We start from the raw sequence: 25,841 nt of genomic DNA on the forward strand, positions 1-25,841 counted from the left end.
GTACGAAAAGTGGCTGCGCTCGGTGATGCTTCGTAAAAACAGGCTCGGATGCGAGTCCAATCGGAATGCTCATTTACAACACGTAGAGTCGAACGCGACCCCGGCCGTTCCTCGCCTGTTTTTGCCTCGCCTGACCTTCGCTCGCCGACTTTCGTACAGAGCCTAGCGTGGGTGTGCTACCACTTCCAGGCTTTTTCGGTGAACTCGGCCGTGGAGGGGAGCACGGTTTGGAGAAAGCTCAGGTACTTGTTGAACAGTACTTCGTGCTGGAAGCGGGCTTCGAAGCCGAGAGTGACGTCCGTGCGGTGCGTGATGATCATCAAGCGTTTGCGGTCGACAGTGACGAAGTTGTACTCGCCCCATGGCAGGCTTTGTTCGTGGTGGATGGGGTTTTCCCAGTTGAGTAGCTTGATGGCTGCGATAAAGGCCATGGCGACAGGGCCGACCAGGAAGAGCAGTGAGCCGGTGAGTATGGCGACGAATACGAACAGCATGATCACGGCGATGGCGATGCCTTTGAAAAAGGAAGAGGCGAAGTCGGGGTAGTGGAGGTAGTACTCTACGAAGGCGTGGTGGGTGGTGATGGTGTAGTTGTAGATGGTTTTTTGGCGGATGAGGAGGCATAGGTAATAAGCAAGAATTCCGGCAAGCGCGAGTATCGTGCCCACTAATGAGTAGAGGCTGTCTGAAAACATTATCCAGCCTCCCCACATGTAAAGTGTGCTTCCTGTCATGTAGATCGCAATGAATATGGACTGAGTTATCATCATTTCTCTAGGCGATCTCGCAAATGTTTTGATCTTCCAGTTCAGAACGTCTTTACTTTTTGGCAGGTACAAGGCTTTTTCTTGCTGATTCATACAGGTGTACCCTCTGCTACTTCCAGAGTCAGTGTGCCAATCCTGCTTGATGCCTTCACTTCAAGCTCCACAGCAGCCAAACCATCGATAGCAGTATCGCCTCTTGTGCCAAGTTTCATCTGAAACAGATAGCTTCTATCGTCCTCGCCAGGATTGATCAGATTGGCCGGGTACCAGATTTGCAACTCAAGATATGTTGCGTCCTTGTCGAGCGGCACCCAGGTTTCCCAGATGAGGTCTTCATTTTCAGGTGGCATGAGAGGATAGGTGAAATCTTCACTCGCCTTGCCAGCTGGATTGTTGGTAAGCGTCCCGAATTGTTCGGCCTTCCTGAATTGCCCACGGTCCAGAAAAGCTTGATGCAGTGGGTCGTCTATTTTTTCTACAGGTAGCACGCCCCATGGTCGCTTGCTGCTGACCATGTTGAAGTGCACGGACTCCCCGCGTACCAGCTTTGGCAAGCGTACTTGTACTCCAGCGCCATTTTGTACCGCTACGCTGTAGTAATCGCCTTTGCCAAGATAACGATTCTCATAATGCACGGTGCTTTTAACATGAATCTGCGGAGACAATTGAATTTCCATCAATGCGCGTACTTCTTCACTCTCGCCTTTGGCAGTCTCGGGGTAGCGATAGTCTAGGGTTCTCGACCAACAGCACTTGCGTAGCCACCAGCCCACACTGTCTTGCTTGAAATAACTCAAAGCCATCGTAGTAAAAAGATATATCGATCCTATTACGAGCAGCGCAACACTGAACCATGGACTCATCGCAACAATTGTGAAGGTGCTTGCAGGGGACAACCCTGCCATCAATTGAAAAGTTGAGCCTACTCCCATTGCGAATATAGAAATGCCCTTTACAATAATTGCGTTTTTTTCCTCTGATGTTTTCGCTGCGTAAAAATCATTTGTGACATCAAATAGTTCAAGCGTAACCGCCGCCAGTCCAAACCCACCCATCGCCACCATCGAAACCTTGAACCCCCGTATCGCACCACTCCACGCCGCATTTCCCTTCGCCCTCCAGTAACCCGCGGAGCGATCCAGAATCCCGACATTCTTGCCATCGATCAGCACCGGCGTCGCATCCCTGATAACCGCCCATGGCGCTTCAACAAATACCGCCATCAACAGGTTAAAGCTATATCCCAATCCATACATCACCTTGCCTATGTCCTTGGTGCTGAAGTTTCCGTCTTGAGTAAGGTCGCGATAGGTAAAGGCGGTGTTGATCAAGTTGAGCATGATCACGCCCCAGGTGATCGAGCCGGCAATCCCACCCAGTCCATCGAACCAGCGCCTGGCGGTGCTCAGCCATTCTTTGGTGATGGCTTTGCCGGACTGGAAGTGCAGGCGAATCTCGTCCTGCAACTGCCTGGCGTATTGGTTGTTCTGAAAGTCGAGCAGGGCCGGCATGCTCAGTTCGTGCAGGCGAAGCTTTTGCTCGAGGGCGCGCAGGTGGCTGGCGATGCTTTTGCGGGGGTTGTAAGCGGTTGGGTAGAGCCAGCTGCGACGGGTATCACTGATCTGTTTGTTGAGTACCCGCCATTCGCTGATCCAGTTTTTCAGCTTCGCGAGCATGTTGTGATCGATCGCGATACGCGCCTTTGAATCGAGCAAAATCTGGCCGATCAACAGCGTGCGTATCAGTGCGACGATGTTCTGCTGCTTGCCCACCGCCATGCGGCTGTCGATAGGCACCCAGGCCAGCAGGATGCTTTCGAACGTCGCCTTGCCTGCGCTGCTGGCCAGTTGGCCGAGAGCTTTGAAGGTGTCCTGAACAGGTTGTTTCAGCGCCTTCATCCACGGCTTGTCGGCAAAGCCCTGATGATTGAGCGTGCCGTTGAGTTCACCGATGCGGGTGGCCAGGTTGGTGATGTCGCCGAGGCCGTTCAGCAGTGCGTTAGCTTCCTGGTGTAGGGCGTGTTTGAGCGCCGGTGAGAAGCCGTAGCGCAAGGTGCCAAACAGGCTGCTGTCGTTGGCTTCCTGCTCGGCGAGCCAGGCGCTGGCGGCGCTGTCCTGAGCGTAAATGATCTGCAGATTGAGCATGACCGTTTGCAGGTACAGCAGACTTTCTGGGTGGGTGGTGTCGACAAAAAGCTTGAGCGGTTCCGTGCCCAGATGGGTCGACCATTGCCGAAAGTCGCTTTGCGTGTCTCGCACCTGCTGCAGCAGTGTGTCGCCGGTTGGCAGGTGCTGCTGAAGGTACGCACGCGCACCACTCAGATCGACCTCGCGCCGCCATTTGTGGCGATCTTTCCAGGCTTGCAGGGCCTCGTCGGAGGGCGCGCTGCCATAACGCATTTCAAGCGATCTGCGCATCTCCGGACTCTTGAAAATATCCGGTAGCAATAGCACGCCTCCGGGAGCGGTGTTGTTGCCGATCTGCTCTTGTTCAAAAATGCATTGTTCAAAATAGGCTTCGACGTCGCTCAGGTACTGATGGGTGAGCGCCGCATTGCCGCGCACCGATGCCGGCAGTTTCTCCGGTTCACTTTCAGCGCCACATAGCGCGGTGACGGTCTGGGCGATCTGGATCTTGTGTTCGTGCTCGGCTTGCCAGTTGCGGTAAGCGGCCTGATCGGCGGCCAGTTGCATGCCCAGATCGTTGAAAATGGCCAGCGGATCTTCGAGGGCGATGAGCAGAGAGCTGTCCTGATCTTCAACGCTGCCCTGCCAGAAAACGTCAGCGCCGATTGGCGAAAACAGTGCCTTAACTTCATCGCTATCCGAAGGCGGGCGAGCAGCAGGAATCGCCGAGTCTGCAAACCGGTCATCATCGACCACATACTCCTTGTCGATGTCCGCCACCGCCTCGGCGATACGGTTCAATGGCAAGGTATCCGGCTCGGCCATGGTCGTGCAGTAGCGTTTCAGATCCAGCGCTTTCATCCATGAAGCGCGGCTTTCCGGACTGGAGCGCAGGTGTTCGCAGATTCGCCACGTCCACTGCTGCGCTGAAAAAGCGATGTGAAGCCGGTTGTTTCGCGGATACAGCAGAAAAGGCTTGCCGTCGCTGCCGCCACTGCGCTGGTCACTGCCAAGCTGCGCATCGGTCCAGACAATACGGCTCAGGTTGCCTGTGGCGGCTGACACCGCGTACTCATGCAACGTCTCGGCTGTTTCGTCGTAGACATACACATAGCCGTCATACAGTTGGCGAAGGGTATAACTGCGTGTTTTCAGCTTCGGCATCACCGCCCAGCGGCTGCCCTTGAGTAGCGGTTTCAGCTTCTCGGGCGCGGCATCGTAGCGGGAGCGGTCCAGCGCATAGCGCACTGGCACGATGGCGACCTCAGGTTTTCGGAAGGGGCACAGACTGGTGGCCGTGGCGGGTATCTTGGCGAACGTTGCAGCACGTCGTTGCGAATGTGTGCCGGATTTATCGGTCATGCGTGGCATCCCTGTCTATACGAACTTTCTGACGGTATTCATCGAGTCCGGTTACGCGGAGTTCCGGGGGCAAGCGCTGTTGCTCGGGGTGTTGAGCACACCAGGATTGGTAGTGGCCCTGTGGCGAGCTCGCAAAGCCAAGACCCCAGTCGTGGCAGATGTCTGCCCAGGTCGCCAATGCATATTCACTGACCAGCCCCCACTCAATTGCGCTGTCCACGACATGCGTCAGCCAGATTTCGATCTGATCGTCGCTCTGGTCCAGAAAGGCCAGCGGATCCTGCTTTTTGACCCATTCATAAATTCGCCCTTCGAAGAGCCATCGATAGCAGCTTTCGAAGGCTTGCAACTGACGTTCGCTCACCAGAGAAAAATGCGATCGAGAGACTTTTTGCGCACGTTCGTTAACAAATGTCGTGATCGCTGGATCGAGGTTTTGTTGCCAACTGCGCTGGGGGCTCTGAACCCAAAGTTGATCGATTGGGCCTAGCGTCGAGCTCAAATGTTCAGGGTCATAGCTCGATAGCCAGTAGTGCATCACCAGCGGATCTGCGAAGCGCAGCAGACTTGAATGACCGAGATAATCAAGGGGGCTCAGGAAACGCTGCAAATGTTCAGAGACGATTTTCAAGGACGCATTGCTGGAAAAAATGCAGGCGTCGATACGTTGTTCAGGATGTCGATGCCACTGCGCAATGAGTTCGGAGGGATGAGCCGTGCGCACAAGTACAGGGCCTAAATCCATGATCTCCGCCCACCGTGTGCCGAGATAAAGCGGAGCGATCTCGATAGGCTCGTCGTACTGGTATAGCTGCTTTACGGCGTCAGGTCTCAGCACTCCGTCAATCAACAGGTAATTGGCTTGATTCATTTTTTCGTTTCTTCGGTTGCTTGCGAGCATTGGCTACAAAGTGGGCTGCGTGTCATTGCCTGTCGCTGTGCGGAGATCAGCATGTCACCTGATTCGCCAGCTTCTGGTCGCTCTGCATTACCTGGAAGTAGCGGGGTTGCTCCAGAGCCGTTTCCGGGGCTGCCCCCCGAATTGAGCTTTATCTGAGACCCGTTCACGGTCACGCCACTGGCATCGATCTTGATAAAGGAGCCGGCTGCTTTTAGCGTGATTTCAAGCCCCGCCTCAATGATCAGTTTGTTACCGGCTTTGAGGTGGATTTCCTGTCCGGCGTGGGCCAGTAATCCATCACCCACTCTGATGTGCCGGGTTCCGCCCACCGTGACGTGATCGCTCGCTTTTACCTCGGTCAGCCGGTCGCCATCGACAGTCCGATGTTCCTCGGTCTTGAACTCGCTGTAGCTGTTGCCTTCGATCCGCTCATGCCGATGATGACCGACCCGGATTTTCTGCTCATGCTCGATGTTCTGCTCCCAGTCGCGCTGGGCATGAATGTAGATCTGCTCCTGACCGGCCCGGTCTTCGATGCGCAGTTCGTTGGAACCGTTGCCACCGGGGCTGCTCAGGGTCTTGAATACACTGCGCGTCTGATGTGCAGGCAGGTCGTAGGGCGGGACGTGCTCTGCGTGGTACAGGCAGCCGCTGACCAATGGACGGTCAGGGTCGCCGTCAAGGAACGTCACCAGTACTTCCATACCGACTCGCGGGATGACCATGCTGCCGTAGTGATTACCGGCCCAACCGGACGAAACCCTTACCCAGCAACTGCTCCGATCATTGGCCTGCCCCTCGCGGTCCCAATGAAACTGCACTTTGACCCGACCGTGCCGGTCGCAGTGTATTTCCTGATCTTTCGGACCGGTGACCACAGCAGTCTGGCTGCCGAATATTCTTGGCTTGGGATGATGCCGGGGAGGGCGATACGAGGCTTGCCACGGTGTAGCGAGAAAGGTATTGCGATAGCCCTGATGAAAGTCACCCTTGTCCTGTAATGCATAGGCGGACTCCTCAAGCCCCTGCGGCTGGCGGCCCTCGTGACGAACCTCGGTCAACAGCCACAGGTCGTTCCATTCCTCGTTGGGGTGCTCGCGCAAAGGTAGAAAATGGCCGCTGACCAAGGTGGGTTGATCACTTTGGCCATCGCCCAGCCGGTAATCCTGGCGATGGCGCTCAAGTGCGCGGCTCGCCAGATGCGCGCCCCGACCCCGGTGAGTGAAGCCGCCCGGATATTCATAGTTCTCCAGCTCCGGCCAGGCGTTGTCATACGCCGAACCTTCCATTTTCAGAAGCGGTTTTTCAAAGTGATAATCGCGGCGGGTAACGCTGTTTGTACGTGTTTCCAGGCGCAACCTGAAGCGCTTGATGACCGAATCACCGGGCACCAGGCCGCTGTCCTGCTTATAGATAACCGGCCTTAGTTTCGGAAATACGGTCTGGTCATCACCAAACACCAGTTGATGTGCCGTGTGGCTGTGTTTGAAGTGGTAATGCAGGCCTTCCTCTTCGCAAAGCCGCTGGATGAAGTGCAGGTCCGACTCGCCATACTGAACGCAGTATTCGCGCTCCGGGTAAGTCGTACCAAGCTGGAAGCTGTAGGCATCGCCCATCAGGTGATGTTCTTCCAGTACCTGCTCAATGATCTTCTGTACCGTGCGATTCTGAAAAATACGCTGATTGGTACGGTGTCTGAGCCGTGCCAGGTTCGGTCGCAAGGTGACTGAGTAGTGTGTAAGACGCCTGCCGGAATCGCCTTGGGAAACCTGATCGATCATTCCATGAATGCCGTTGCCCCTGGATGTGTACTGCAGAAATGCGGGGCAATTCAGCAGGCTTTCGAGATCCATCGACGTGCGCTCGCTGACCAGCTCAAGCTTGAAACAGAAGGGCTGATTGATAGCTTCGTGGCCGGTAAAGGAAAGGATTTGAAAATCATGCTCAGGGCCGTCGACGCTCAGGCTGAAGTAAGGTCGATCAGCGGGGTTCAGCATCATAGGGACCACCGTGTCTAGCCGGTTTATAAAAACCCCGCCGATCCTGTCGAACCGCCGGGGCAGCGGAGTTATGCCGACTTCGGACTTCTCCAGTCATCAGACCCGGTAGTAGTGGCCTTTACGTGGTCCCAGGTTATTTTGCGATAGCTGAATTGAACGTCCTCCAGGTGTCCAAAGTGCGAGTTCTGCGGATCCTGGCAGTTGTGCATGTAGGACTTGATGTTGACGATGACCGCATCCTCCAGGGTGGTGGTGTAATAGTGTTCCTGCTTGCCATCGATGGACGTCCGGTACCACTTGATTTCGACTTTGCTTAGTGTTGAGCCTGAGCAAAGAGCCTCCAGAAGCAATGGCGAGGTCTTGTCGAAAATTTTCGTGACACACGCAGGACCATGAATGCGTTGGCCAGTAGGCTGCCCTGACTGAGGATCACAGGGTGTAATGATGTTATGGCTGAATGCCTGGATTATTGCTTCATCTTCATGGCCTTCCTGATAGACGTTGCCGACAGAGTCTGCTGTGAAAGCTCCTGCTGTCAGTATTTTCTGATTGGCGTCTATGACAGTCATATAGGCGGGTGTAGGCATTAACGTCCTTCCTTACAGTCGGTGGCGCCTCACAAGCGAATTGGCTTGGAGATCGAAGCATCGCTATAACAAGTTACGTGCCAGGTATCTCTTAAGTCAGTATTGTCAGCTGATTTGGCTATGAGGGTGACGCTCGTTGTGAATTTTTTCGAGTAACTTGCGCAAGTTTCTGCACACTATTTTCATTTTTTTGCGCAGCTTTCCAGGATTCTATCCAAATATATCCATATTTCTATATCTGGTCTTTTTGTGCGGAAGGTCATGGATTTTGTACGTGCTATTGGCAAGGTTGCTGGCCGTTTAATGGCGCCTCCTGGGTGAGTTTTAAGCCAAATATATATGTGTGTTCTGATGAGCATGTGATAGCGTGTTTAGTCAATAGATAGTTAGGTTGTTAAATATTTTGGTACATAAATTATATGCGTTCCTACGTATTCTCTTCGTTTGTTTGTAAGAATTTTCCGAAAGTCTACTATCTATCAAGTGTCATCTTGCTTGCTGGTTTTTATGACGATAAGGTCTGCCTGGCTTTATGAGTGGTTAGACAATTCGTTCACAATGAAATGCACGGCGTGCGGGAATATGAGCAGTGGCCAGTAAAGACAAGCTCTCTATTCGATATCTGGATCTGGCCCGGCATCCTGTCGCAACGGGTGATTATGCAGGCGAAGACATCCGTTTTTCTACGGCGTTTGAAGCCTTGGAGCGTGAGTTGGGCGGTGCACAGGCCATTCTCGGGGAAGTGAATGTAGACTGGCTGCGGATCAGAGAGGGCTGCGAACATATCCTTTCAAATCAGTCCAAAGACCTGCGCGTCGCCAGCTGGCTGGCGTGGGCTCTATATGAATGCGAGTCTGTTAACGGATTATCTGCGGGGCTGGGATTGATTCATTATGTGTGCAAAGAGCATTGGCTGCTTTTTCATCCCAAAAAATTACGAACACGTTCAGCGGCCATGCAATGGCTCTTGCTGAAACTCGACAAGGCGCTGGGAGAGGATATTTCCATTACTCACCAGCTTCCTGAATTCCAGCAACTGCTCAGACAGCTTGATGGCCTGGATGAAATATTTAATCTGTATCTGGGAAGTGATGCCCCGTTGCTGCTGCCGTTGCGAAGACGGCTCGCCCGTATGATTCAGCGCGCTGAGCAAGTTGAGAAAGAGCCTGTCAAGGTGGTGGAGCGCGTCAAGCAGGCTGCGGTCCAGTTATTTTCAAGTGACTCTCACATCGACAACGAGAAAGACGCCCAGCGGACTTTAAGTGTGCAGGAGTACTCCGTACGTAGCCTTTGCAGATGGTGGCTTAAGCAAAAAACGACAGATCCGCGAGCTTTCCGCCTGGGTCGTTCGCAGACCTGGTATGCAGTGGACAGTCTTCCTGAAAGAAACAGTGAAAAAATAACCCCGTTAAGGAGGTTGCCCGCTGACAAATTAAGCAATTACCAAGAGCGATTCGAACAGGGTCTTTACGCAGACCTTATTGTGGATGTTGAAGCAAGTCTTGCGGGGTCGCCTTTTTGGTTTGATGGTCAGCGAATGGTCTGGAACTGTCTGAAAGCCCTGGGGGGCGAAGCGGCAATGCGCGAAGTGGAAGCTCAGTTTGCTTTGCTTTTAAAGCGCATTCCAGACCTTGTTGAACTTCGCTTTCACGACGGTGTGCCGTTTGCAGACGCGGAGACATTACAGTGGATCGCCACTTATATCCTGCCTGCCGAGGTCCATGTCGGAAATGCGTATGGCAGCGAAAGTCAGCATGACGCCTCAGAACGAAATTCGTTGTACCACGATGCACTGCCGGTTTTGCAGACAAAAGGGCTGAAAGCTGCTGTGCAATTAGTGAGTGATCGAATGAATGGTTTAGAGGGCGGGCGAGAGCGATTTTTCTGCAAACTATGCATCGCACGTCTCTGTATCGATGCAAATAAATATGAGTTAGCGAAGGTTCAACTTGAGTCTCTTGATCAGGAGTTTCAATCAGCAAGCCTCCCGGCATGGGAACCCACGATCTTCCTCGACGTGTCGCGCTTGTTATATAGCTGTTATGAGCGAATGGCTCTTAACGATAAGGCAGCAGCGCGCAAAGAAGTGATTTACCAGAGGTTGTGTCATCACGACCTTGAAAGATTTATTGATGGCTAACGTACAGTTTAATAAATTGAGGGGAAATGGAATGGCCAGAGAAGGCTCTGTAGCGCCCAAAGAGCGGATCAACGTGACGTTCAAGCCTGCTGTTGGTGGTGCGCAGGAAGAAATAGAGCTGCCACTTAAGTTGCTGGTTCTTGGCGATTTCATACAGCGCGCGGACGAGCGAAAGCTTGAGGACCGTAAATCAATCAGTATCGACAAGAACAATTTCGATGATGTGTTGGCGAAGCAGGAGCTTGAGCTGGTACTGAATGTACCTGACCGCTTGCAGGCTGAAAGCGGGGCTGACGATCTCACTGTCAGCATCAAGGTCTCTTCGATGAAAGACTTCAACCCTGCCAGTCTCGTCGAACAGATTCCTGAGCTTAAAAAATTGATGGAGCTGCGCAACGCCCTCATGGCGCTCAAGGGGCCGTTGGGGAACATGCCTTCTTTTCGTAAGGCCATCGAGCAGGTCATTACGGATGAAACATCGCGTAAGAACGTGCTGGATGAGCTTGGCCTGGATGTCGCGGCGCAACAGTAACATCGGACCCATTGTCAGGAATTAACATATGAACACAAAAGCCATACCGCAGCGCGATGCAAGTGAACTTCACCATGGAATTCTCGATCAGATTATTGCACATACCCGATTAGAGCCTTGTGACGACGCCTATGGTATTGCCAAGCGAGGGGTGGCTGCATTTATTGAAGAACTGCTGAAACCGCGTAATAACAACGAGCCGGTCAAAAAAGCGCTGGTTGATCGGATGATTACCGAGATTGACGTCAAGCTGAGTCGCCAGATGGACGAGATCATCCATCATGCAGAATTTCAGGCGTTGGAAGCATCATGGCGCGGGCTGCAGTTACTGATTGATAGAACCGATTTTCGCGAAAATATAAAAATTGAGTTGTTAAGTGTTTCCAAGCAAGATCTTCTGGACGATTTTGAAGACTCGCCTGAAGTGGTTCAATCGGGCCTCTACAAACATGTCTATACCGCTGAATATGGTCAGTTTGGCGGTAATCCCGTAGGCGCGATCATTGCCAATTATTTCTTCTCGCCAAGCGCTCCCGATGTGAAGACCATGCAGTACGTTTCAAGCGTTGCCTGCATGGCGCATGCACCTTTTATTGCGGCCGCAGGCCCCGATTTTTTCGGGCTTGAGCAGTTCACCGGTCTGCCCGACCTAAAGGATCTGAAAGATCACTTCGAAGGGCCGCAGTTCGCCAAATGGCAAAGCTTTCGGCAGCGGGAAGACGCGCGTTATTTCGCACTGACAGTACCGCGTTTTCTTTTACGCAGCCCCTACGGGCCGAAGGAAAATCCGGTGAAGACGTTTGCCTATGAGGAAAACGTCTCGAACGACCACGAGCACTATTTGTGGGGCAATACGGCCTATGCATTTGCTACCAAGCTGACAGACAGCTTCGCCAGATTTCGGTGGTGCCCCAACATCATTGGTCCTTTGAGCGGTGGTGCTGTTGAAGACCTGCCTTTACACCACTTCCACAGCATGGGTGAAATCGAGACCAAGATTCCGACTGAGGTACTGGTGTCTGACCGTCGTGAATACGAGCTGGCGGAAGAGGGCTTTATCGCATTAACCATGCGCAAGGGCAGCGACAACGCAGCGTTCTTTTCTGCCAGCTCAGTACAGAAGCCCAAGTTTTTTGGCAACAATCCAGAGGGGAAAATAGCCGAGCTTAATTACAAGCTAGGCACTCAACTGCCCTACATGATGATCGTCAATCGCCTCGCACATTACCTCAAGGTGCTGCAGAGAGAGCAGATAGGTTCCTGGAAAGAGCGAGCGGACCTGGAGAGTCAGCTTAACAAATGGATACGTCAGTACGTTGCGGATCAGGAGAATCCGAGTTCAGAAGTGCGTGGCAGACGACCGCTGCGCACGGCACAGGTCATTGTCAGTGATGTTGAGGGTGATCCTGGCTGGTACCGGGTCAGTCTGAATGTTCGTCCTCATTTTAAGTACATGGGCGCTGACTTTACGCTGTCGCTGGTCGGCAAAATGGATAAAGAGTAGATCATCTATTGATGATGAATCCAAAAGGTAGCCTCTTTCAACGCTTGGCAGGTGACGTACTGCAACAGCAGTCTTTTGACAAGGAAGAGCAGTTAATGATGTTGATATCAGCTCATCTGACCAAGATGCTGGGTACGCGCGCCAGTAGCGTAAAGATGCTGCCTGATTATGGTCTCCCTGACTTGAACAATATGGGGCTGAGCCTTGACGATACGCTGAGGCACTCTCGCATGATCATCGAAAAGATGATTCGAACATATGAACCACGATTGTTCGATGTTCACGTGACGGTGGAAGAACACGAAGGTTGTCTGCTGAGGCGAACATTCTCGATCGGTGCGGCTCTGGACATTGCAGGTGTAAAGAAGTCCATTCGATTTTCTGCAATGCTCGGTGGCGACGGCAAAATAAGCATTATTTGAGTAAGTTTTTCGCCTCGCGAGGCGGTGCGCCGATTATCTACAGTTTTATACCCAGATTTTTCATTATCGATTTACGACCGGCCAGGTAGAAAAACGGTGTCATTTAACCTCTATTATCAAGAAGAACTGACGGCTCTCCGAGAGTCTGGGCGTCGCTTCTCCGAGCGTAATCCGGCGCTGGCTCCTTTTTTAGGGCAGGCGGGCAAGGACCCGGACGTAGAACGTTTACTTGAGGGGTTTGCTTTCCTGACGGGCCGTTTGCGTCAAAAGCTGGATGAAGATTTACCTGAGCTGACCCACTCCCTCATGCAGTTGTTATGGCCCAACTACCTTCGACCTCTGCCCTCGGTGAGCATGCTTCAGTTTGACGCTCTGGACGGCTCCGGCCCGGGTTTCGTTGTGGAGCGAGCAACACCTGTAGAAAGCGAACCAGTGAATGATCAGGTGTGCCATTTCCGTACCTGCTTTGCCACTCAGGTATTACCGTTGAAACTGACTCACCTCTATTGTTCGTCAAGCGGGGGCGGGACAACGCTGAAGCTGTGTCTGGCGATGAATGGAGACAGCCATTTAGGCGAGGTAAAGTTCAGTCAGTTGCGCTTGCACCTGGCGGGTGAGCGTCGCGTCAGCCAAGCTATTTACTTCGCGATAATGCAGAAGCTCAAGGGCATCACATTATTGCCTCTTGATGCGATGGGCGAACCGTTACTGAACTCTTCAGGTAAAGCGATCGAACTGATCATTCCTGTGGAACACGTGAAACCTGTAGGCTTCGCTGAAGAGGAGTCGTTGATTCCCTACCCACTCAATACCTTTCGGGGCTATCGCTACCTGCAAGCGTATTTCTTTTTCCCTGAGAAGTTTCTTTTTGTCGATGTTCTCGGTTTCGATGTCATTCACTCATTGACTGACGACCTGGTGAAGCGCGCGCGCGGGCTACAACTTGTTTTTGATGTGCAAGGAAAGGACATGCAACTCCTTCGTCCTACCCTCGAAAACATCAAGCTTTACTGCACGCCGGTCGTGAACCTGTTCAAACAGGATGCCTTGCCCATTCTTGCGGATGCCCGGCAGGACGAATATCTGCTCATTCCTGCGCATTACGCACACGGCGGTTGTGGTGTGTACTCGGTCGATAAGGTGGTTGGCTGGCAGCCTGGAGGGCTGGGCTATCAGAATTACGTACCCTTCGAATCGTTTGAACATGACGCTGCGGTCGATGTGGATAGTGACTCGCCTTACTACAGCGTGAGGCATCGTACTTCGCCGCAGCACAAGGGGCTTGATACATTTTTAAGCTTCGGTCTTCGAGCTGGGCGAACTGACGAGACAATGTCCATTGAGATGACATGCACTAACGGCGACCTTCCGTTGCAAATCAAGGCAGGAGGCCTATGTAAACCCTGTGAGGGCACCCCTGACTTTTTGCGTTTCAGAAATATAACGCCTGCCACGAAAACATTTGCGCCACCCATGGACGGGGATTTTCTCTGGCGTGTGATCAGTAACATGTCGCTCAACTACTTGTCGCTCGAAAATATCGAAGCACTGAAAGTGATTCTCGAAACGTACGATTTGCCTCGGTATTACGATTCGCAGGCAGAGAAAGTCAGTAAGCATCTCCTGGGCGGGTTGAAGTCCATTCGGCACCAACATATCGACTGCCTGCATGACGGGCTGCCTGTAAGGGGAGTCAGGACGGAGTTGACCGTCGAACCTGACGGCTTTGCAGGGGAGGGCAGTTTGTTCTTGTTCGCCTCCGTCCTAAACGAATTCTTTGCGCTCTACGCGAGCCTGAATTCCTTTCACGAACTTCATGTAAAGAGCACACAAGGTGGAGGATACGAATGGGCACCGCGCATGGGCATGCAACCGCTGCTTTAGCCAGGCTGAGTCAGGACATACGGCGGTACTCTGTTTATCAGGCGATACCGCTGATTCTCAATACTTTGCGTGAAATCCATCCCGATACGGATGAGCGCCGCGTTCATGATTTTCTCGAATTGCGGGCAAATCCGGGTCTTGGATTTCCTGGCAGTGATATTGAATGCATGGAGCTTTTTTACGAGCAGGGTCAGCTGCACGTACGACTTGATCTAAATGTGATGAGCCTGGTCGGTTCCGGCTCTCCATTACCCGCTTTTTATGCTGAACAAGCCTTGGGTGAGCGGGACAAGCCTAATGTGACTCGCGATTTTCTGGATATTTTTAATCGTCGATTGCAGATGTTAATGCTCCCCGTATGGCGCAAGTATCGCTATCACGCCATGTTCACCCGTGGCGCGACAGATCCGTTTTCCGAACAGCTGTTTGCACTGATCGGCCTGCACGGGCAGCGCATTCGCGAAACTCCCGAATTGAACTGGAAACGGTTGTTGCCGTATCTGGGGCTCTTGAGCCTGCGCGCTCATTCGGCCGCCTTGATCGAGTCGGTGCTTCGTTATTACTTCAAGCACGCTCAGCTGTTTATCGAGCAGTGCGTTGAGCGAACCGTCGATATTCGCAGCTCTCAGCTTAATTGCCTTGGAGTGACCAATCATCAGTTAGGACGCACTGTTGTTCTGGGTAATCGGGTCCCTGATCGGAGTGGCAAGTTTCGCGTCCACGTGAAAGAACTCGATTGGGAGCGGTTCCACGAATTTTTACCCATCGGCCCCGGCTACCGTCCGTTGGGCGCTCTTGTCCGATTCACGTTACGCGATCCTTTGGACTACGACGTTTGTCTTGAGCTGCGCCATGAAGACATCAGAGAACTGCGCATTGGCCAATCGAACACCTGTCACCTGGGCTGGACCACCTGGCTCGGGCGCGAGCATGCCCTGGGTCTGGTCATGCTCAACAGACCGATACATTAAGGATGACTCATGATCGATGGAGATTTGCAGCAACTCGTCAATGCCCTCGATGCGCCTACACGCGGAGAACTGGAGGGAACGGCCGAACGCTGCGTTTCGAGAGGCAGCAGCAAAATTCTGGTTGAAGACCTGTTGCTTGCCCTGTTGGAAAGACCTGATGGGATACTTGCCCGTGCGTTACTGGACGCCGAGGTTGGGGCTGACGAACTTGCAGGGTTTCTTCACCCGCCAGTCGAGCAAAGTGCTACCCGGAGCCCGGCATTTTCTGCCGAACTTGTTCAATGGCTTCAGGACGCGCTGTTGATTGCCAATCTGGATCTGGGCCAAAGCCTGATTGATCAGTCTGCGTTGATTCTTGCCTTGCTGCGTAATCCCTTGCGCTATGCCGACCGTCCATACCAGCCATTATTGGCGAAGATTAATATCGAGCGCTTTCGCGATCATGCCCTTGCCGAACAGATGCCGGAGGTAACAAAACCGTCAGTGAATCAATGTGATTCGCTGCTCGAACGCTTCACTCATAATCTGACGCAGCAGGCCAGGGAGGGGGTGCTCGATCCTGTGCTGTGCCGTGATGACTGTCTGCGTCAGATGATCGATATCCTGTCTCGTCGACGCAAGAACAACCCCATTGTGGTGGGCGAGGCGGGTGTCGGCAAGACTGCGGTTGTCGAAGGGCTGGCGCTTAAAATCGTTCACGGGGAAGTCCCCGATCTATTGGAAAACGTTGAATTACTGTCTCTGGATATGGGGCTGCTCCAGGCGGGTGCCAGTATCAAGGGCGAGTTCGAGCGTCGTTTGAAGGGCGTGATTGACGAGGTCAAATCCTCATCCAGTCCGGTTATTCTTTTCATCGATGAAGCTCACACACTCGTCGGCGCCGGTGCGCAGGCGGGTGGTTCGGATGCGGCCAATCTGTTGAAGCCGGCATTGGCACGCGGCGAGTTACGGACCATTGCAGCGACGACGTGGGCCGAGTACAGACAATATTTTGAAAAGGATCCGGCGCTTGCACGTCGCTTTCAACCGGTCCGGGTGCTGGAGCCGACAGTAGAGCAGGCCATCACCATTCTGCGCGGGCTTGCTCCGCTATATGAACGTACTCATGGTGTCTATCTGCGCGATGATGCTGTAGTCGCCGCAGCCCGGCTTTCGGCACGCTATCTCACCGGGCGCCAGTTGCCGGACAAGGCAATCGATCTGCTTGATACAGCTTGCGCTCGAGCACGAATCGCTCTGGTCGCCGTGCCTGAGCGTCTTGAATATCTACGAAGCGAGATGGCGCGTCAGCAGAGGCATTTCGAAGCAGCACGGCGTGATGCCAATGCCGGTCTGTCGGTTGATGACAAGGCATTGGATACGCTGGCTGCCGATCTGTCACGGCTGCGGAGCGAGGCTGTAGTGCTGGAGTGTACGTGGGCTGATCAACGGAAAGCCGTCGAGCGTCTGCTGGACCTGCGCAAGCGACTGGCTGACCGAACAGCACAGTCGGCTGAGGCGAATGAGTGTGAGTCCATACGCGCGCTTGCGTCCGAGTTGGCCCAGGTTCGACAGACCCTGATCGATATTCAGATGAACGAGCGTCTCGTGAGCTTTGAGGTATGCCCCAGGCTGATAGCTGAAGTAGTGGGTGGTTGGACTGGAATTCCTGTATCGCGTCTGGCTCAGGAGCACAGCCCGGCAATCAACAGCTTTTCCTCAGAACTGCGTATGCGCATCCGGGGTCAGGAGCCGGCGATGCTGACCATTGAAAAGGCAGTCCGGGCATCGGCTGCGGGTTTGAATGCACCCGGTGCCCCAACAGGGGTATTTCTTCTGGTCGGACCCAGCGGAGTGGGCAAGACGGAAACAGCCATTGTTCTGGCTGATCTGTTGTATGGCGGCGAACGTTTTCTCACGACGATCAATATGTCCGAATTTCAGGAGAAGCATACCGTTTCCCGATTGATCGGCGCCCCTCCGGGCTATGTCGGTTATGGCGAAGGGGGGATGTTGACCGATGCCGTTCGATGCAAACCGTATTCAGTCATTCTGCTCGATGAGGTGGAGAAGGCTGATCCGGATGTACTGAATCTGTTCTACCAGATTTTCGATAAAGGCACGGCCAACGACGGAGAGGGCCGGGAAATCGATTTCCGCAACACTCTCATTCTGATGACCTCCAACCTGGGTGCCGATCTGATCCATGCAAGCTGCCAAGAGGGCAGACGACCTGATGTCACGGAGCTGAAAAACAGGCTGAAACCGATACTGAGTGCGCATTTCAAACCGGCATTGCTGGCTAGAATGCGGGTTGTGCCTTATTACCCGATCATGGGGTCGGCGCTGCGTGAACTGGTCGAGTTAAAGTTGGCTCGTCTTGGCGAGAGGCTTCAATCCCGTGGCCTGACCTTCAGCTATTCGCATGATCTGGTTTGCTATCTGCTTGAGCAGTGTACGCAAGACGACAGCGGCGCCCGGCTGATCGATCAGTTACTGGAGTCCAGTCTGACCCCCTTGATAGCAGACCATTTACTTGGCGCCATGAGCCGTGGTGACAAGGTCGTCAGGGTTCACGCAACACTGGACAGTTCAGGTGGTGTTGTCTGTGAGTTCGAATAAGGTGGTCTCGTCCTTTCATTCGCTACACGACTCATTAGGCTATGCGCAAACATTGGTTTCGCGATACTCGGCGCTCTCCCGATCAGCCGATAGCCAGTCGTTGCAGCATGATTTTGTACTATCTGCTGCCGAGCTCAGTAGCTGCCAGGCAAGCCAGTTGTTTTTGCTCGACGCGAGCCACAAACGCCTCTGCCTTGCTGCGCAGACCGTCGATAGCATCATTCAGCCTGATCAGAAAACGATTTCACTTAAAGACTACTACGACGAGCCTTTACTGCAGTTCTGTCTGCTTCAGAACCGGGTTGTCAGCGTGCCGAAAATCAGCAGCAGTCTTTACGGAACCCGCTTTCTACCGGTAGAGGCGCAAGAGTGGAAATCACTGCTGTGTATTCCGCTGCACAATCGTGAGCGGACAACCGTCGGGGTGCTGGTATGTGTGAGCAGGCATCCTGCAGAGTTGGAAAGCTATGCAGAATCGCTAGGTGCTCTGGGGTCGTTCGTGATTTGCCAATTATCCGTTCTGCAGTCATCAGCCAGGCCTGTGGGCGCAAAGCTGCATCCGCGCTGGCGCGCCCTACCGGCAGAGCGCTTTGGACTTATAGGGCGTAGCGCTGCCCTGGATCGAACCACCCATCTTCTGAGCAAGATTCTCGACAGTACTTGCACGGTACTGCTGACGGGTGAGACAGGGACAGGCAAGGAGATAGTGTCTCGTGCCATTCACGAACACGGACCTCGTCGCTCCAACGCGCTCGTGGTACAGAATTGCGCCGCCTTTCCGGAAGCCCTTTTGGAAAGCGAACTCTTTGGTTATCGCAAAGGCGCGTTTACCGGCGCCGATCGTGATCGGCTTGGCCTGTTCGACGCAGCGCATGGCGGCACGCTGGTACTCGACGAAATTGGCGATATGCCGCTGCAATTACAGGCAAAGCTTCTGCGGGTCTTGCAGGAGGGCGAGATTCGTCCACTGGGCGGCAACGACGTTCGCAAGGTAGATGTGCGAATCATCGCGGCGACTCATCGCCATCTACCGACATTGGTCGCCGAAGGGCGCTTTCGAGAAGACCTCTATTACCGTCTGGCGCAGTTCCCTATCGAGCTTCCTCCGCTACGTCATCGCGTGGAAGATATCGAAATACTGGCCCGGCATTTCTCCGACATGGCTTGCCAGAATTCACAGCGAGAGCCTGTGCTGTGGTCGGAAGCTGCGTTGAGAGCGTTATCGGGTTACGCCTTTCCTGGAAACGTTCGAGAGCTGAAAGGATTCGTCGAGCGTGCCGTATTGTTATGCGACGACGCGGAGCTGAGACCGGAACACTTTCCCATTGCCACCGACTCGACAAGCCATCCGGCTGGTCTTTCACTGCGTGAGCGCATCGAACAGTTCGAGCGTGGCGTTCTGCTTGAGAGTCTGCGCGACAGCGGCGGTAACCGGAGCCTTGCAGCACGCACGTTAGGGGTGTCGCGGCGCACGCTGCTTTACCGCCTGGCACATCTGAAGATTGGTGCTGCTCATGGACGGCGTACCTAGCCACTCAATAATCACGTTTTAGTTAATTTCTTGTCTGGAGACGTTCCAATGAACTTTCATTGTTGGCGCACTGTGCCTATCACATTCGTTGCGCTGATGTGCCTTGGAGGGTGCAAAGGTCATTTCAAGTTCAGTGATGATCAATACCGCGCGCTGGGCTGTCCAGAACCCTCCATCCCACTGAATGCGTTGCGGCAGGACTCGACTCCTGAAAAAGAGATGTCGGCGTCGCGTGCTTTTTCGATTGCTGCCCTGCGTCAGGATTTCCAGAAATGATCTCGGTGAGCTCTTGTGTTACCCGAGTCTTCCAAAAGGTACTGATAGTACTTTTGGTTTTGATCTCAGGTTGCTCTGCACTGTCGCCGTACTCAACGCAGACACGTCTGGATATCAGACTGAGCGCGAATGATCGACTGAATCCCGATGTGAATGGCAGACCGTCTCCGGTTGTTTTCAAGCTGCTTGAACTTCGGCGTCCCGTGACGTTTGAGAGCATGGATTTTCTCTCGCTTTATAAACGCACCGGGCAGGCGTTGGGAAATGATCTGGTGGCCAGCGAAGAGTTTGAACTTCGTCCTGGCGACAGTATTGAGTTGAAGCTGAAGCTCGACCACAGCAGTCGTTATATCGCTGTGCTAGCGGCTTATCGCAACCTGTCCGAGGCTCGCTGGCGTCAGGTGATTCAAATACTCCCCAACCAACAGAACAGCGCTGTTTTTGTATTGGGGGATTCCGGCCTGCAACGGGCAGACAGCCCAACTCGCACAGGAAATTCACTATGAATTCGCACAAGGTTATCTGGCAGGAAGGCATGCTGCTTCGCCCGCAGCACTTTCAGCATCACGATCGTTACTATGACGATCAATTGCGGATTCGGACTCAGTTGGCAGGCGCCTACAACTGGGGCTTTACAGCTCTGGAAATTGATCCGCAATTTCTGGGTTCGGGGCAGATCGTGATTGCCCAGGCCTCGGGCATCCTGCCGGACGGCAGTGTCTTCGATATACGCGGCCATGAGAGTCCTTTGGCGCTGGATATTCCTCCCAATACTTCAAACGTGTCGGTGTACCTGGCACTGCCGATCGTGGCGGGCAATTGCATTGAGTCTCGCAGTCATGAACAGCCGGATGTGGTCGCACGGTTTACAAGCTATTCAGCGAGCATCCGCGATTCAAACGCCGGTGAAGACCGTTCCACGCCAGTGCTGTGCGCCCGTCCGGAGTTTCGGTTGTTAATGGGGGAGCCCCAGGGAGAGCACACCTACAGCATGCTCAAGGTCTGCCACATTCTGATCTGCAGCCCTGACAAGGCGCTGTCGCTGGATCTCGAATTTTCACCTGCGTTTATGAGCGCCAGCGGTTCCCGCTTTCTTATGTCATGCCTGAGGGAAGTGGCAGGTTTGCTTAATCACCGTGGGGACGCGATTGCCGAGCGTATAGGTGTTCGCGGTCAGGCCAGTGGCGCAGAGGCAAGCGATTTGATGATGTTGCAACTGGTCAACCGCAATGCTTTGGTTTTCCAACATTATCTCAATATTCGAAGCGTCCACCCTGAAGAGCTATACCGTGCACTGCTGTCGCTGTTGGGCGAGTTATCGACATTTGGCGATGAAAGCAGACGTTCTCGATTGGAGTTGACTTATCAGCACGGTGACCAAGGCAGCACATTCAGAGGCGTAATGTCCGAGATTCGACAAATGCTGTCGATGGTTCTCGAACAGCAGGCTCAGGAACTGGAGTTGCAGCCCCGGCAGTATGGAGTTCTGGTTTCGCCTCGGGTGGATCGTGAGCTATTGGGGGATGCCTCGTTCATTATTGCTGCCCGTGCAGATTGCGATGCCGAAGAACTGCGTCTGCGACTGCCTTCACATCTTAAAGTCGGCTCGGTGGAACGTATTCGCGAGCTGGTAAGCCTGCATTTGCCGGGTTTACGTATCAGGCCTCTGCCTGTGGCGCCTCGGCAAATACCTTTTCATGCTGCCAAGAGCTATTTCATTCTCGATGTCGATGACCGGGAACAGACCGGAATCGATCAGTCGGGAGGATTCGCTTTCCATGTATCAGGTGAATTTCCCGGTCTTGAACTGCAGTTCTGGGCGATCAGAAATTGAACAGGGTGGCGGATGTGCGAAGCGGCCTCGAAGATCATGCTGCTTTCGACCGGGATAATAGCGGGTCGGGAAGCGGCTACTTCACCGACAACCACCACACGAATCTTTTCGAAGGTCTGCAGGAGCAGTTGCTTTACAGCACCCGTCGAGTATCGGAAAGAAAGGTCGGTAGCCACGTCAATCCACTGGTTGCTGCAGCCAGCGAATTGTTGGCTCAGGTGGCAAAGCTGGGTGCAGCAGATGACGTTGGAGATATCCATCTTCTGAACGTACAGCTTTCCGATCAGGTGAAACTGTTCGAAGCCAGGGCAAGGCGAAACGCGATAGCGAACGATGAACTGCTGGCCGCGCGCTATGTGCTGTGTACGGTAGTGGATGAAGCTGTGCTGAACACGGTTTGGGGTAGCCAGAGTGACTGGTCGAAGATCAGTCTGCTAAGCCGCTTTCACAAGGAAACCTTCGGCGGCGAAAAATTCTTTCAACTGCTTGAAAAGCTCTCCGCAAACGCTTTCAGGCATCTCTCGATGCTTGAGTTGATGTACCTGTGCCTGGCACTCGGTTTTGAGGGGAAGTACCGCTCCCATCGTCGCAATGGCAATGAGCTGGAAGATATCCGGCATAACCTCTATCTACAGATAAAACACGTAAGAGGCGATGTTTCGCGAACGCTTTCGCCTCACTGGCAGGGCGCACGCTCCGGCGCAGCCGACCGGCTGCGCATTATGCCTGCCTGGCTGATTGTGTTGTTCACCGCCATAAGTCTGACCGCGCTGTATTGCGCATTTGCCTGGGTACTCGGCGAGCAGCGTGATGCCGTACTCAGGTCCTATCAGTCAGCTGATCCGGTCGTCATCGAGCGACGGTCTTGAAATGAGAGATGCAGTGAAAACCTTGTTTAAAAAACTCATGACGCTATTGGGCAGCAGCTGGTTCTGGTCGCTGTTATTGGTACTGACGCTGGCCGCCTGTATCTGGATATTTGGCCCATTGTTGGCGATGGCCGATAACAGGTTCTGGGAGAGTCCCGTTGTGCGTCTGGCAACTATCAGTGCGTTGTTGCTGATTTGGGGGCTCGGGGTTGTATTTTCCAACTGGCGCAGCGGCTGGCAGAAAAGGAAGACGGAGGAAAGCGCGGCAGGCCAGGAGCATCTGCGTAAAACTGTTGCGGTGGAAAAAGAGCGCCTGGAACTCGTGGGCCGGTTCAAGGATGCCTTGCGCGTGCTCAAGGATTCGGACCTGTATGGCGTATTGAGCGCTCGGGGCCGAAATGAACTGCCGTGGTATGCAGTGATCGGACCCCAAGGTAGCGGCAAGACCAGTCTGCTGGATTTTTCCGGGCTCGATTTTCCCTTGGACAGGCGAGGGCGCAAGCTGACGCACGATATGCGCAGCACCAGCAGTTGTGGCTGGTATTTCACTGAGCAGGCAGTCCTGCTGGACACATCCGGGCGCTATCTCGAGCAGCCCGTGCCTGAGGTCGACGGCAGTGCTTGGACCACGTTATTGGAGTTGTTACGAGGCCGCCACCGCACGCATCCACTCAGCGGGGTGCTGGTCACATTGCCGGTCGACACTCTGCTTGATGAGCACGACAAGCGCCTGGAGAAAATCGCTGAAGACGTGCGTGCTCGCCTGGACGACGTATTTCATCAGTTGCATGTCGATGTGCCGGTTTATCTGGTACTGACCAAGAGCGACTTGATCGCAGGCTTCGACGCCTTTTTCGATCAACTCTCCCGCGAAGAAAGTGAGCAGGTCCTCGGCACTACGTTTCAGCAAGGCGAGCGAGGTAGCGATGTCGATGTTATCGGTAAGGCGTTCGATACGTTGCTGCAACGCCTTGGCAGTCAGGTGATCACCCGCATTCATCAGGAGCGGGATAGCCGACGCCGAGGGGAAATGCTTGAGTTTCCCAACCAGCTTGGAGGCATCGCGTATCGACTGAGCGTCTTTGTAGAATTGGCATTTTCCGGAAATCGCTATCAGCGGGCCAGTCAGTTGCGTGGATTTTACCTGACCCGAGCGCCGCAATTTTTGCAGAATGATCAGCCATCCGATGGGCAAAGCGATACTGGATCACTGACCCGCTACAGCGGAAAAGCGCGGTTCATTCATGATTTGTTACGACATGTGATTTTCCCTGAGGCCGATCTCGCGATTCTCGATAAAACAGCACGCCGAAAGATTCAGTGGCGTCAGCGGGGTATGTGTTGCGCGGCGTTGTTGCTCCTGTCTGTGTTCGGTGTGCTGTGGGCGACCGGTTTCAGTGCCAATCATGACCGGCTGGAAAGACTGCGTGTTCTGGGCGAGCAGTGGGCGCAACAACGATCATCACTTAGCGCCGAGGACGATCTGCTGACGGTTCTTGATAGCTTGAACACGCTTTATCTGGCAGCCCAAGTATTTCCGGATGGCGATGAGGTCCTTCTGTATGAACGAAGTGGCCTCTACCAGGGCGAACCTGCCAACGATGTTCTGATGCGCACCTATCATGCGGAGCTGCAGAGGCAGTTGCTGCCACGCGTGGCCCACATGATCGAGGCGCGCATAATGGCCAACCTGGGGGATCGCGAGCAGTTGCTGGATAGCCTGCGCGCCTACCTGATGCTGGTCAAGGACGAGCACCGGGAACCCTCTGCGCTGAAGGCGTGGGTAGCGACCGACTGGTCAGTTCGTTATGTCGGTCATGCGCAGGCTCAGAACCAGCTGACTCAGCATTTCGAGCGTCTGCTTGCTCAGTCCTTTGCCTACCCTGTAAACGACGCGCTAGTGGCACAGGCTCGACAGGTTCTGCGCAACGAGTCCTTTGCCAGCGTCGTTTATCGAGTGTTGCGCGAAAGGGCAAGTACACTCCCGGACTACAGTCTGGCCCACCACGTCGGCTCTCAGGCAGGTTTACTGGCGGGTACTGACTACCGAATTCCCGGGCTCTATACCCGCCATGGTTATGAGCAATATTTCGTCACTCGTGGCACGGGTTTGGTGACCGAACTCATGCATGGCAATTGGGTTCTGGGTGAGGGCGCGCTGCTCAATGCCCAACAATTGCGGGCCCTGATGGTCGAGCTGGAAAAGCTGTATTTCCGGGATTATGCGGATCATTGGGCCGAGGCCATCGGACGGGTTTCGCTGCAACCCTTCGAGGGGCCTGGTGCGGCCGCAGTGCAGATGGCCGGACTGACGGCAGCCCATTCGCCGTTGTTGCAATTACTGATCGAAGTACGTGACAACACGCTTTTCCCGGTCCTCGCAGACAGTATTGACGCTATGAAGGCTGACGCTGACAAAGCAGTATCGAGACCTTCGGCCCTCACTCAGGTGGCCGCGATCGGCGAGACAATGCAGCAGGCGGTTACTGCCAGTCTGCCCGGGACGGCAAAGAAAGCATTGCAGCGCCGTTTTGATCCCTTGCATCGGTTACTGGATGGCGATAATGGTCCCACTCCCGAACTGATTGCCGCACTTAACGCGATCAATGAATTGCAGATGCAAATGGCTGCCTTGGGACGCTCCGGTCAGCCCGACCTTGCCGCCTACGAGATGGCAAAGGGACGAATGTCCGGACAGCGGGATGCACTGAGCAACCTGCGCAACGCGGCGACCGGTCTGGCGCAGCCTCTGGGCGGGTTGCTCAATACGCTTGCGGAGGATACCTGGAGCTTTGTGCTGTATCAGTCTCATCGGTACCTTAACCAGCGCTACAAGGCCGAGCTTTACAGTTTCTATGAGCAATCGCTCGACAAGCGCTATCCGTTTCATGCACACAGCAGCAGTGATGTGGCGCTTAATGATTTTCGTGAGTTCTTCGGCTCGCAGGGGATAGCCGAACGCTTCTTTGATAGCTACATGAGGCCATTCGTCAGTGGCGATCCGGGGCGATACAAACTGCGCAGCATTGACGGCTACAGCCTGCCCATGAGCCGTGCGTATCTGGATCAGATGGCAGGTGTGCATCGAATCCGCAAAAGTTTCTTTGCCCATCGCGCGCAAGAACTGCAGGTGCAGTTTACCCTTGAACCCTATACGCTCGACCCAAGTGTTCGCCGCGCAGAGTTCCGGCTCGGCGAGCAGTCACTGGAGTATCGGCATGGTCCCATCGTGCCGACCTTGTTCAAATGGCCTGCCGATGCGGAAGAGGGGCGTACGAGTCTGGTAATGGAAGGCATGGTTGGCAGGCCACTGGGGATTGAAAAGAACACCGGTCCCTGGTCGCTGTTTCGCCTTCTGGATCTGATGCAGACCGAGCCTTTGAAAGGGCGCGATGTTCTGCTGCTCAAGGCCGACGTGGGCGGCATGCGCGCCAACTATCTGTTGTCGAGCCAGCGGGCACCCAATCCATTTGATATGAGTGCGTTGCGCGATTTTCGTATGCCTGCGCAGCTGTGATGCCAGTGAATGGACTG

17 protein-coding genes are annotated in these 25,841 nt (G+C 54.0%); 12 read left to right on the plus strand and 5 right to left on the minus strand.

What is annotated here, in order from left to right; translation table 11 throughout:
- Positions 1 to 176 precede the first annotated feature (176 nt).
- The 5 genes from AC54XV_RS12355 to AC54XV_RS12375 form a co-directional block, all read right to left on the minus strand.
- Entirely contained in the window at positions 177 to 860 is a 684-nt protein-coding gene (locus tag AC54XV_RS12355; RefSeq protein ID WP_024641452.1) for a hypothetical protein, read from the minus strand.
- Entirely contained in the window at positions 857 to 4,255 is a 3,399-nt protein-coding gene (locus AC54XV_RS12360) for a toxin VasX (RefSeq protein ID WP_496718766.1), read from the minus strand. Before AC54XV_RS12360 ends, AC54XV_RS12355 begins: the two co-directional genes overlap by 4 nt.
- Positions 4,245 to 5,126 carry a DUF4123 domain-containing protein gene (locus AC54XV_RS12365; protein WP_024643128.1) on the minus strand — a complete coding sequence of 294 codons (882 nt, stop codon included), beginning with the start codon at positions 5,124 to 5,126 and terminating at the stop codon, positions 4,245 to 4,247. The genes AC54XV_RS12360 and AC54XV_RS12365 overlap by 11 nt, the downstream gene beginning before the upstream one ends.
- Positions 5,123 to 7,153 carry a type VI secretion system Vgr family protein gene (locus AC54XV_RS12370; protein ID WP_058398523.1) on the minus strand — a complete coding sequence of 677 codons (2,031 nt, stop codon included), beginning with the start codon at positions 7,151 to 7,153 and terminating at the stop codon, positions 5,123 to 5,125. Before AC54XV_RS12370 ends, AC54XV_RS12365 begins: the two co-directional genes overlap by 4 nt.
- Positions 7,154 to 7,224: 71 nt before the next feature.
- Positions 7,225 to 7,743, minus strand: a complete 519-nt coding sequence (locus tag AC54XV_RS12375; protein WP_024643126.1) for an Hcp family type VI secretion system effector — start codon at positions 7,741 to 7,743, stop codon at positions 7,225 to 7,227.
- A 589-nt stretch (positions 7,744 to 8,332) separates the two neighbouring features.
- Between AC54XV_RS12375 and tssA the strand changes: the two genes are divergently transcribed.
- From tssA to tssM, 12 genes are all read left to right on the plus strand, one after another.
- The gene (gene tssA / locus AC54XV_RS12380) at positions 8,333 to 9,883 is read left to right on the plus strand and encodes a type VI secretion system protein TssA (RefSeq protein ID WP_024643125.1); all 1,551 of its coding nucleotides are present in this window, start codon (positions 8,333 to 8,335) and stop codon (positions 9,881 to 9,883) included.
- Positions 9,884 to 9,914: 31 nt separating this feature from the next.
- Entirely contained in the window at positions 9,915 to 10,415 is a 501-nt protein-coding gene (tssB, locus tag AC54XV_RS12385) for a type VI secretion system contractile sheath small subunit (RefSeq protein ID WP_003405674.1), read from the plus strand.
- A 28-nt stretch (positions 10,416 to 10,443) separates the two neighbouring features.
- Positions 10,444 to 11,919 carry a type VI secretion system contractile sheath large subunit gene (gene tssC / locus AC54XV_RS12390; protein WP_058398488.1) on the plus strand — a complete coding sequence of 492 codons (1,476 nt, stop codon included), beginning with the start codon at positions 10,444 to 10,446 and terminating at the stop codon, positions 11,917 to 11,919.
- An 11-nt stretch (positions 11,920 to 11,930) separates the two neighbouring features.
- Entirely contained in the window at positions 11,931 to 12,341 is a 411-nt protein-coding gene (gene tssE, locus AC54XV_RS12395; protein ID WP_080395978.1) for a type VI secretion system baseplate subunit TssE, read from the plus strand.
- A 96-nt stretch (positions 12,342 to 12,437) separates the two neighbouring features.
- Positions 12,438 to 14,225, plus strand: coding sequence for a type VI secretion system baseplate subunit TssF (gene tssF / locus AC54XV_RS12400; protein ID WP_496718769.1), 1,788 nt, complete (start codon positions 12,438 to 12,440; stop codon positions 14,223 to 14,225).
- Complete coding sequence (gene tssG, locus AC54XV_RS12405; protein WP_058398490.1) at positions 14,189 to 15,196, plus strand: type VI secretion system baseplate subunit TssG; 1,008 nt, start codon at positions 14,189 to 14,191, stop codon at positions 15,194 to 15,196. The genes tssF and tssG overlap by 37 nt, the downstream gene beginning before the upstream one ends.
- A 9-nt stretch (positions 15,197 to 15,205) precedes the next feature.
- Complete coding sequence (gene tssH / locus AC54XV_RS12410) at positions 15,206 to 17,797, plus strand: type VI secretion system ATPase TssH (RefSeq protein WP_496718771.1); 2,592 nt, start codon at positions 15,206 to 15,208, stop codon at positions 17,795 to 17,797.
- Positions 17,784 to 19,328 carry a sigma-54 interaction domain-containing protein gene (locus tag AC54XV_RS12415; protein ID WP_371834290.1) on the plus strand — a complete coding sequence of 515 codons (1,545 nt, stop codon included), beginning with the start codon at positions 17,784 to 17,786 and terminating at the stop codon, positions 19,326 to 19,328. Before tssH ends, AC54XV_RS12415 begins: the two co-directional genes overlap by 14 nt.
- A gap of 272 nt (positions 19,329 to 19,600) precedes the next feature.
- On the plus strand, positions 19,601 to 20,110 hold the full coding sequence (tssJ, locus tag AC54XV_RS12420) for a type VI secretion system lipoprotein TssJ (RefSeq protein ID WP_024638850.1): 510 nt from the start codon (positions 19,601 to 19,603) through the stop codon (positions 20,108 to 20,110).
- Positions 20,107 to 21,438, plus strand: a complete 1,332-nt coding sequence (gene tssK, locus AC54XV_RS12425) for a type VI secretion system baseplate subunit TssK (RefSeq protein WP_058398492.1) — start codon at positions 20,107 to 20,109, stop codon at positions 21,436 to 21,438. Before tssJ ends, tssK begins: the two co-directional genes overlap by 4 nt.
- Positions 21,420 to 22,307 (plus strand): type IVB secretion system protein IcmH/DotU, encoded by an 888-nt coding sequence (gene icmH, locus AC54XV_RS12430; RefSeq protein WP_024643119.1) that lies wholly within the window; start codon positions 21,420 to 21,422, stop codon positions 22,305 to 22,307. Before tssK ends, icmH begins: the two co-directional genes overlap by 19 nt.
- Positions 22,308 to 22,320: 13 nt before the next feature.
- A complete protein-coding gene (gene tssM, locus AC54XV_RS12435) occupies positions 22,321 to 25,824 on the plus strand; it encodes a type VI secretion system membrane subunit TssM (protein WP_058398493.1) in 3,504 nt (1,167 codons plus the stop codon).
- The last annotated feature ends 17 nt before the right edge of the window (positions 25,825 to 25,841 follow it).

The sequence above is a fragment of the Pseudomonas fragariae (ex Marin et al. 2024) genome (assembly GCF_059621105.1).